This is a genomic window from Solemya pervernicosa gill symbiont, from assembly GCF_002020875.1.
Taxonomy (GTDB): Bacteria; Pseudomonadota; Gammaproteobacteria.
Window position 1 is genome coordinate 1 of record NZ_MPRL01000088.1, and the last position, 8688, is coordinate 8688.

General features: G+C 56.1%; 8 protein-coding genes. 5 read left to right on the forward strand and 3 right to left on the reverse strand.

All coding sequences use genetic code 11. The features are described 5' to 3' along the window. Nucleotides 1-94 precede the first annotated feature (94 nt). A complete protein-coding gene (locus BOW52_RS15440) occupies nucleotides 95-460 on the forward strand; it encodes a hypothetical protein (RefSeq protein ID WP_135622523.1) in 366 nt (121 codons plus the stop codon). Between the two features lie 321 nt (nucleotides 461-781). Then, nucleotides 782-1270, forward strand: a complete 489-nt coding sequence (locus BOW52_RS15445) for a hypothetical protein (protein ID WP_236725779.1) — start codon at nucleotides 782-784, stop codon at nucleotides 1268-1270. Here BOW52_RS15445 and BOW52_RS15450 read toward each other — a convergent pair. Continuing rightward, nucleotides 1200-1541 (reverse strand): hypothetical protein, encoded by a 342-nt coding sequence (locus BOW52_RS15450; RefSeq protein WP_078484977.1) that lies wholly within the window; start codon nucleotides 1539-1541, stop codon nucleotides 1200-1202. The two genes, BOW52_RS15445 and BOW52_RS15450, sit on opposite strands and share 71 nt — an antisense overlap. Before the next feature lie 166 nt (nucleotides 1542-1707). After that, a complete protein-coding gene (locus tag BOW52_RS15455; protein ID WP_078484978.1) occupies nucleotides 1708-3399 on the reverse strand; it encodes an ABC-ATPase domain-containing protein in 1692 nt (563 codons plus the stop codon). A 116-nt stretch (nucleotides 3400-3515) separates the two neighbouring features. Between BOW52_RS15455 and BOW52_RS15460 the strand changes: the two genes are divergently transcribed. The 3 genes from BOW52_RS15460 to BOW52_RS15470 are packed head-to-tail and all read left to right on the forward strand — an operon-like array spanning nucleotide 3516 to nucleotide 8003. Beyond that, the gene (locus BOW52_RS15460; RefSeq protein WP_078484979.1) at nucleotides 3516-3716 is read left to right on the forward strand and encodes a hypothetical protein; all 201 of its coding nucleotides are present in this window, start codon (nucleotides 3516-3518) and stop codon (nucleotides 3714-3716) included. Further along, nucleotides 3706-6669, forward strand: a complete 2964-nt coding sequence (locus BOW52_RS15465; RefSeq protein ID WP_078484980.1) for a sensor histidine kinase — start codon at nucleotides 3706-3708, stop codon at nucleotides 6667-6669. The genes BOW52_RS15460 and BOW52_RS15465 overlap by 11 nt, the downstream gene beginning before the upstream one ends. Before the next feature lie 2 nt (nucleotides 6670-6671). Next, nucleotides 6672-8003 carry a sigma-54-dependent transcriptional regulator gene (locus tag BOW52_RS15470; RefSeq protein WP_078484981.1) on the forward strand — a complete coding sequence of 444 codons (1332 nt, stop codon included), beginning with the start codon at nucleotides 6672-6674 and terminating at the stop codon, nucleotides 8001-8003. A gap of 68 nt (nucleotides 8004-8071) precedes the next feature. On the opposite strand, the gene BOW52_RS15475 is transcribed toward BOW52_RS15470, so the two are convergent. Then, nucleotides 8072-8488, reverse strand: a complete 417-nt coding sequence (locus BOW52_RS15475) for an ester cyclase (protein ID WP_078484982.1) — start codon at nucleotides 8486-8488, stop codon at nucleotides 8072-8074. Nucleotides 8489-8688 lie beyond the last annotated feature (200 nt).

Here is an 8688-nt window from a genome sequence, read left to right on the forward strand (position 1 = left end):
TCGTCGTTCGCTCGCGCTCTCAACTACGAATAGGCAGACGGCGTCGACTATCGCGGACTAACCGCCTTCGCTTCGCTATCCATGGCGGTCAGCGATGGCGGTCAGCGATCGAGCTGTATTGTTCTGCCCGGCAGGATTTAGGGAAGGCTCGGACTGTTACGCTGAGGCTTGGGAAATGTGGCCTCTGTGGCTGGTTACATCTGGTGCAGCACTATCGTCGGTCTTGGTAGTTGTAATATCAGCAATAGTAGCACCAAGAAATAAGCTGAGAACTTCAGTTTATATTTATTTAACCGGTGTTTTTGTAGTCATTATACTTGGTATCTTCTCAGGATATTTTATTCCATGTATGGCTTATGTTGTCATGGGGTGGTTGGCAATTTTAGTTGTAGCGCGTTCAACAAACACCTCAATGGCGACAACTTTTCCGCTCCTTCGTCATTCAAAAACTGTGCATTAGACGGGCGTTGAATGTCTGTTATCAGGTGAGTAGCGACCATCAAATAGCTAATCCCTGAGGTCTGCTTCATTCGTACAGCAGACGAGTAAATCTTACGCCGACTGCCAGATCAGGTCTGAACAACCACCTTTCTAAAGAGTGTTTGTGAAAGATTTAACGTATTTTCTTCGTGTACCTTCACATCTCTTCGGCTCACGCTTTTTTCAGCTATCCGAATAGTGAGATTGTCAGTCTAGTCCAGCAGTAACAGCGCACTGCACTCAATTTCAAACGTCGTTTGCGTTATAATGACAGCACTTCTCAGCACTATCCGGTATTCCTATGGATCTCAGTCACGACCCCTTTGTCACCGCCTTTAAGGGCAACTTCAAGAGCACCATGAAGTGGGAGCAGCTCGACGCCTTTTGGGCACAGCTACGTGCCGTGGCCGACGACAGCTGGTACATCTACGCGGTCGGTGAAGCGCCACCCGAGCAGACCGTCAGTGCTGATAAGCTCATAGAGTTCATTACCGAAATCGATACGCTGCTGCGTAAGGACCATCAGGAGAGTTACTGCGCCATCGTCTATGCCGATGATCTTGAGAAGCCCAGCTACGTGAAAATCTTCGACCCCCACAACCTCGGCGTCTCCTGCGGCTTTAGCGACAATCCGCCGCTGCCGGGCTGGATTCTCTCCAGGATCAAACCCTGCGATCTCAACGTCGCCATGCCACCACCTGGTGGCAGAAGATGTTTGCCTAACGCTCGCCCGACCAGTTATAGCTACGCACCGTACCGTTCGGAGCAAAGCGCACCTGCAGCACCTTGAGGTTGGCTCGATCCATATCGGAGAGCTGACCCTTGCCGTAGAAGTAGAGCCACTCGATCAACCGTTCTCCATCGGCCTCCAGTGCAATACCACTACTGCGTGGCTCACCCAGCCAGGCACGGATATCGGCCTGGGTCGTCTCACCCTGCTTCACCCGGTCCTCAAAACTACCCAGATTAAAATCGCGTCCGACCTGCACTGAACTGCAACCCGCCAGCACCATCATCAAGACAACAGCTACCAAACCTTTCAACTCACGCCACATCGCCATCACACCCTCCCCATTACCGATTCATGTAGCCCGGATGAAGCAAAGCGCAATCCGGGAATTCGTGCAGACATAAACTTTTTAACCGCAAAGTAATAGTCATCCTCCGAATTAACTTCCCCGGATTGCGCTTTGCTCCATCCGGGCTACGGTTTTGTTGTCTATCACCTCAAGTTACAAGCTCCAATCGACGCATACGATTAACCGTTGCCGCCAACTCCTGTAATCGTGGCAGTGCCAGTGTTCCGATGATATAGGGCGTCAATGCATCGAGCCCCTGTTGCTTAATCGTATTCAGGGCTTTATCTAACATCTCATTGAGATCGAGCTGCTCGCCAACCAGCTGCTGCTCGCAGTAACTCAACAGATAACCGATGGCACGTAGTTGTCCGTTATCGACTAGCTGTTCGACACGAGTCAGGTCGATCTCCTCTTCGCCATAGCGCAGACTCCGCACACCATAGGGCTGAATCTTCTCGCGTCCCTGTCGATTGTGCGGCGACAGTGACGCTCGTGTAGTGATTCGTGGTGAGCGTTGTTTGATTGGTAGTACCTCACCTTCGGTTTCGACCATCTCCACCGCCAGCGCCCTGGCATCGCCGGTGACATCACGCACCCGATAGTTATCCATCATGATGACGCGATCAGCGACACTGAAAAAGTCACCCGAGCCGCCCATCACCAGCACCACCGAGACGCCATTCTGCTGATAGAGATCTCGAATACGCTGCACCAGTGGCGTGATCGGTTCACGCTCCTTGGCGACCAGCGCCTGCATGCGCCGATCACGAATCATGAAGTTAGTGGCGGAGGTGTCCTCATCGATCAGCAGTGTTGAACAGTCGGTAGCCAACGCCTCCATAATCGCTGCCGCCTGAGAAGTACTGCCGCTACCATTGGCGGTGGTGAAACGCGCCGTATCCTTGCCCTGCGGCAGGTTGTTGATGAAGGGGGAGATATCGACACCGGTGATCGCCCGTCCATCCTCGGCACGCACCTTTACCGCATCGGCACGGCTCACTACCCGCTCGCGACCGTCACCGGGAATATGGTTATAGACACCGCGCTCAATCGCATGCAGCAGGGTCGATTTACCGTGGAAGCCACCGCCAACGATCAGCGTTACCCCCTCAGCAATGCCCATACCCACGATATCGGCTCCGTGGGGACGTGAGAGTGCCACGCGCATCGAATCGGGCGCCTCAAACAGCACCGCCTCCTCAAGCGGACGGTCATCGACACCTGTAGCACGCGGCAACCTCGAACCTTCGGCAACAAAGGCAACCAACCCCTTCTCGACAAGTTGATCTCGTAACGCCTGCTGATCCTCGACGCTATCGACATGCTGCTCAACAATCTCAAGCCTACCAAGCAGTGAGAAGAGTCCAGTCTCGACGACCTTTGGCAGCTCCTCGAAGAGCATCACCTGCGCCTCGCGTCCGTTCACGCGACGAGCATCGGCAGGCAGTGCCAGCTGGAACCTGACCTCTACGCTCCCCGCTCTCACCAGCACCGCATTCCGCTGCAGCACCTGTTGCCCGTAAGAGGCGATGGCGACCTCACCGCTACGTCCCGAGCCACGATGTCCCTTCACATGGTCTTTTATCGCTTCAGCAAAATGACGCCCCAGATAGTCCTCCAGAGCAATCGTACGGATGGCATTACTAAAGAGTCCGGCGGGGAGCGACATCTCATCTGCTTCAATCAGGATGCGACAGCGTGACGGTTCGGCGAAGGGGTCGCCCTGCACATGGTCAATGAATAGCTGGTAACGGGGAAAGGAGTAACATCCCTGCAACGACTTGTAGGCCTTGTAGCCACGTTGGTCGATCTCTTTGAGCTGCGTCTCTAGCTGTTGCATGCCTCTCGCCCTGCAGGATGTCGGTGGATATTTCCTCACATATTAGCAGCCAATGGGATCATAAAACCGCTCGCCGAAGTGTTACGTTAAGTAACAACTCCTGATAAGCTAGCGCCATGGATAGCCCCCCCGAAAATGAGCAGACGATCGACCGTGTCGTCATCATCTTTCTCTTCGTCCTCTTTCTGCTCATCTCGCCACTGCGTGATATCTGGGCGGCTGACGACAACCCCTGGTACGTCCCCTATCTGATCTGGCTGGCGATCATTTTTTTCGCCTACCGTCTGCAACGCAGGATGAGACGCGATGACCTTTGAGCTGTGGCAGCTCTTTCTGCTGATTGTCGCCTACCTGTTTATCCTGTTCGTCATTGCCTACAGCGCCGAACAGGGGTGGTTGCCGAGTCGCATCGCCAAGCATCCGCTCACCTACATCCTCTCGCTCGGTGTCTACGCTACCTCGTGGAGCTTCTACGGCAGCGTCGGCTTTGCCCACCAGCAGGGCTATAACTTTCTCACCATCTATATCGGTGTCACCCTCGCCTTTCTGCTCACCCCGATCCTACTGCGACCGATCCTCAACCTCTGTCGCGAATACCAGCTCACCTCGCTGGCCGATCTGTTCGCCTTTCGCTACCAGAGTCAGCTCGCCGGAGTGCTGGTCACCCTCTTCATGCTCACCGGCACCCTCCCCTACATCGCCCTGCAGGTACGTGCTGTCACCGAGTCGCTACAGGTCTTGAGCAATGAATCGACGCCGGTACTGATCGCCCCGATCTTCTGCGCCACCATGATCCTCTTCGCCGTGCTGTTCGGCGCACGCCACTTCTCCTCACGCGAGAAACACGAGGGGCTGGTGGTGGCGATCGCTTTCGAATCGCTGATCAAGCTGACTGCGCTGCTGGCAGTCGGACTGTTTGCCATCTTCGGCGTCTTCGACGGTTTCGAAGGGATGCAGCAGTGGCTGAATCGCAATCCACAGGCGCTCGAATCGCTCTACGCTCCGGTTCGTGAAGGGCCTTGGGGAACACTGTTGCTGCTCTCCTTCGCCGCCGCCTTCCTGCTGCCGCGCCAGTTTCACATGATCTTCACCGAGAACATCGAGCCACGCACACTCTGTAGCGCCAGCTGGGGCTTCCCGCTCTTTCTACTGCTTCTTAACCTTGCCATTCCACCGATCCTCTGGGCGGGACTACAGACCAGCCCCGACAGCTCGGCCGACTTCTACGTGTTGGCGATCACCCTCGAGAGCGGCAGCAAGTTTCTACCCATCCTCGCCTTCATCGGTGGTGTCTCCGCGGCCAGCGCGATGATCATCGTCACCACCCTGGCGCTGGCAGCGATGTGTATGAACCACCTGGTGCTACCCGCCAGTTTCCCGCCGCGTCTCTCACCCAACATGGATATCTACCGCTGGCTGCTGTGGGGGCGTCGTTTCCTGATCGCCGCCATCATCCTTACGGGTTTCGGTTTCTACCTGTTGCTAGAACGCAATCAGGGGCTGGTGCAGCTCGGCTTGATCTCCTTTATCGCCGTGGCGCAGTTCCTTCCCGGCATCGTCGGCCTCTTCTACTGGCGTCGCGCCACCCGTGATGGCTTTATCGCCGGTCTGCTCGGCGGCGGCCTGATCTGGGCCTACACCCTGCTGCTGCCGCTACTGGAGCGCTCTGGACTGCTCGAATCCTCCGGTGGCTTCACCCTGCCACAACCCGGCAGCGACCCCTGGAGCGGTCCCACCTTCTGGTCACTGACCATCAATACCGGGCTGTTTGTCTTCGTCTCACTCATCACCCGCTCCAGCGCCAAAGAGCGCGAGGCGGCTCAGGCTTGCTGCAAGAAGAGCCTCGCACCGCCCACTGGTGTGCTGCTGGCCGACTCGGTCAAAGAGGTTGAGCAGCAGCTGGCCCGTATCACCGGCGCGGAGATGGCCAAACATGAGGTCGACCGTGCCCTCACCGACCTGGGCCTGATCCACTCCGAGCTACACCGTGCTGATCTGCGCCGCCTGCGTGAGCGCATTGAGCGCAACCTCTCCGGTCTGGTCGGCCCACTGCTGGCACGCATGATTGTCGATGACCAACTGCAGATGGAGCCCCACACCCGCACGACGTTGGCCGATAGTGTGCAGTTCATCGAGGAGCAGCTGGGCGAGTCGAAGATGAAGCTGCAGGGGCTTGCCGCCGAACTCGATGGACTGCGCCGTTACCACCGGCAGGTACTGCAGGATCTACCGCTCGGGGTCTGTTCAATCGGTCCCGACATGAGCGTGATCAACTGGAACATAGAGATGAGCAAGCTCTCCGGTCTCTCCTCCTCGGGACTGGTCGGCGAATCGCTGCTGTCACTACCGGAACCTTGGTCGGGATTATTTGAGACCTTCCTGCAGAACCCCGAGCCACAGCTGCGTAAGGTGAAGCTGAGGATTGATGGCCAGCCGCGCCTGTTCAATCTGCACAAGGCGGCCATCGATGATCCGGGCCTGCACAAGGAGAGCGGCAGCGGTGGCACCGTTATTCTGCTCGAGGATCTAACCGAGATTCATCAGCTCGAGGGGGAACTGGTCCACAGCGAACGGCTCGCCTCGATCGGTCGTCTCGCTGCCGGTGTGGCACACGAGATCGGCAATCCGGTCACCGGTATCGCCAGCCTCAGCCAGAACATGATGCACGACATTGATGATCACGAATTTCAGCGCGAGGGGTTGGAGCTGATCCTGCAGCAGACCGGGCGTATCGCCAATATCGTGCAATCGCTGGTCAACTTCAGCCACGGCGGCACAGTGGATGATTTTGTCGCCACCGATATTGAGCTCTGTGACGCCATTGAAGAGGCGGTGCGACTGGTACAGCTCAGCCACGAGGGCAAGCAGCTCCACTATAACAACCACTGCCAGCGCGCCCTGACCATCAACGGTGACCGCCAGCGCATCACCCAGGTCTTCGTCAATCTGCTTAGTAACGCCTGCGACGCCTCGCAGCCGGGCGACACCATTAGCATCGACTACCAGATCGATGGCAGTTACATCGTTATCGAGCTGAGCGACCAGGGTCACGGCATCCCCGACGAGCTGGCAGAGAAGATTTTCGAGCCCTTCTTCACCACCAAGCAACCGGGCGAAGGGACTGGCCTGGGTCTACCGCTGGTCTACAGCATCGTGCAGGAGCACTCCGGCACCATTACTCTCAGCAAGAGCAACAGCAGCGGTAGTCTCTTTACCATTCGCCTACCGCGCGTTGAGCGCCCATCAGCCGATCACGAACCACAGGAGTAACCATGTATCAGATCCTGGTCATCGAAGATGAGGTACTGATTCGCCAATCACTCAATCGGTTGCTGGAACGCCACGACTACAAGGTCAGTGACGCCAGCTCAATCGATGAGGCGACGGCTAACAACACCCTTAACGATTTCGATCTAATCATCTCCGACCTGCGACTGCCAGGTGCCCCCGGTACTGATGTGCTCGGTATGGTCGAGAACGTACCGGTGGTGATCATGACCAGTTACGCCAGCGTGCGTTCAGCGGTCGAGGCGATGAAGCTCGGTGCGGTCGATTACATCGCCAAACCCTTTGATCACGACGAGCTGCTACTCACCATCGAGCGGGTACTGAAGCAGCGCACCCTGAAACGCCAGAATGCGGCACTGAAAAGCGACCTCTCCCACTGCTATCCCGTCGGCGGCATGATCGGCAGCTGTGAGGCGATGCAGGGGGTGTTTGAACGCATCAAGCGCGTCTCCCCCACCGACACCACCGTACTGGTACTCGGTGAGTCGGGCACCGGCAAGGAGCTGGTCGCACGCGCCGTACACGAGAACAGCACTCGTAGCGAAGCACCGATCATCACCGTTAACTGTGCCGCCATACCCGAGAACCTGATCGAATCAGAACTCTTCGGTCATGAAAAAGGGGCCTTCACTGGCGCAACCGATACCCACCACGGGCTGGTTGAAGCGGCCAACGGTGGCACCCTGTTCCTTGATGAGATCGGTGAGCTGCCGATGGAAGCCCAGGCCAGACTACTGCGTGTTCTGCAGGAGGGTGAGATTCGTCGGGTCGGTGCGACCCAGTCGCGCAACGTCGATGTACGCCTGATCGCTGCAACACATAGGGATCTGCAGCAGCAGGTGGATGACGGCAATTTCAGAAGTGACCTCTACTTCCGTCTGCATGTAATGGAGATCGAACTACCGGCGCTACGAGAACGCAGCAGCGATATCAACGAACTCGCTACCCGACTGCTGGAGAAGAGCTGCCAACGTCTCAACCGACCACAAATGCAGATGACCAGCGATGCTCTCGATGCAATGAACGGTTACCAGTGGCCCGGCAACGTGAGAGAGATGGAGAACGCCATCGAACGCGCTGTGATTCTCGCAGATGGCGAGGAGATCAACGCAGAGGCACTAGGCCTGGGCAATAGCGGCACTCAGAAACCACAGACCACCAAGGCAGATGACCTCTCCCTCGACGACTACTTCATCCAGTTCGTGCAGAGCCACGAGGGAAAAATGACCGAGACCGATCTGTCCAAGCAGTTGGGTATCAGTCGTAAAACACTTTGGGAGAGACGCCAGCGGTTGGGGATACCCAAGCAGCGCTAACTCATGAATAGCGTTATAAGTTGTTGCCAGATCTATCGGGGACACCTCATTGCCCCCCCCACTGATTGCTACTCCGCGGCAGGAATAGCTCCAAGCTGTTGCATCAAACCGAACATATCGAGACTAGACCAGTGCTCTACAATTTTCCCGTCCTCAAAGCGGTCAATGAGGACAGCTTCAAACTCTACCTTCTTGCCAGTTGGGGGAACGCCCTGGAAATCACCTTTGTGAGTACCACAGAAGCTAACACGGCTCACAACCTTCTCTCCTTCAGCTATCTGATCATTAAATATTTGGCGGAGATCGGGGAAGGCAGAATAGAATGCGACAACCAACTCTTTTACCTGATCACGACTTAGTGGAGGTACCCCAGGAAAATTCATTACCACCTGTGGCGCAACAAACTCCTCCATTCCAGCCCCATGCCCTTCATCCATTGTTTCACGGAAACGGCGAGCCAGAGCCTTATTTTCTTCTGTTGACATAGCTTATCCTAATAACATGTGGTTTCACTTTACGGTTATTTATCTACTCACGATTTAGTTAGATCCTACGCCAAATTATTTTCTTAACAAAAAACAAACCAACGCTGACCGCCATGGATAGCGAAGCGAAGGCGGTTAGTCCGCGATAGTCGACGCCGTCTGCCTATTCGTAGTTGAGAGCGTGAGCGAACGACGGAGAA

What these genes read in the sequence shown, in the direction of transcription:
- BOW52_RS15440 (WP_135622523.1), top strand. Translation starts at nt 95, where the DNA reads ATGGCGGTCAGCGATCGAGCTGTATTGTTCTGCCCGGCAGGATTTAGG.
- BOW52_RS15445 (WP_236725779.1), top strand. Translation starts at nt 782, where the DNA reads ATGGATCTCAGTCACGACCCCTTTGTCACCGCCTTTAAGGGCAACTTC.
- BOW52_RS15450 (WP_078484977.1), bottom strand. Translation starts at nt 1,541, where the DNA reads ATGGCGATGTGGCGTGAGTTGAAAGGTTTGGTAGCTGTTGTCTTGATG.
- BOW52_RS15455 (WP_078484978.1), bottom strand. Translation starts at nt 3,399, where the DNA reads ATGCAACAGCTAGAGACGCAGCTCAAAGAGATCGACCAACGTGGCTAC.
- BOW52_RS15460 (WP_078484979.1), top strand. Translation starts at nt 3,516, where the DNA reads ATGGATAGCCCCCCCGAAAATGAGCAGACGATCGACCGTGTCGTCATC.
- BOW52_RS15465 (WP_078484980.1), top strand. Translation starts at nt 3,706, where the DNA reads ATGACCTTTGAGCTGTGGCAGCTCTTTCTGCTGATTGTCGCCTACCTG.
- BOW52_RS15470 (WP_078484981.1), top strand. Translation starts at nt 6,672, where the DNA reads ATGTATCAGATCCTGGTCATCGAAGATGAGGTACTGATTCGCCAATCA.
- BOW52_RS15475 (WP_078484982.1), bottom strand. Translation starts at nt 8,488, where the DNA reads ATGTCAACAGAAGAAAATAAGGCTCTGGCTCGCCGTTTCCGTGAAACA.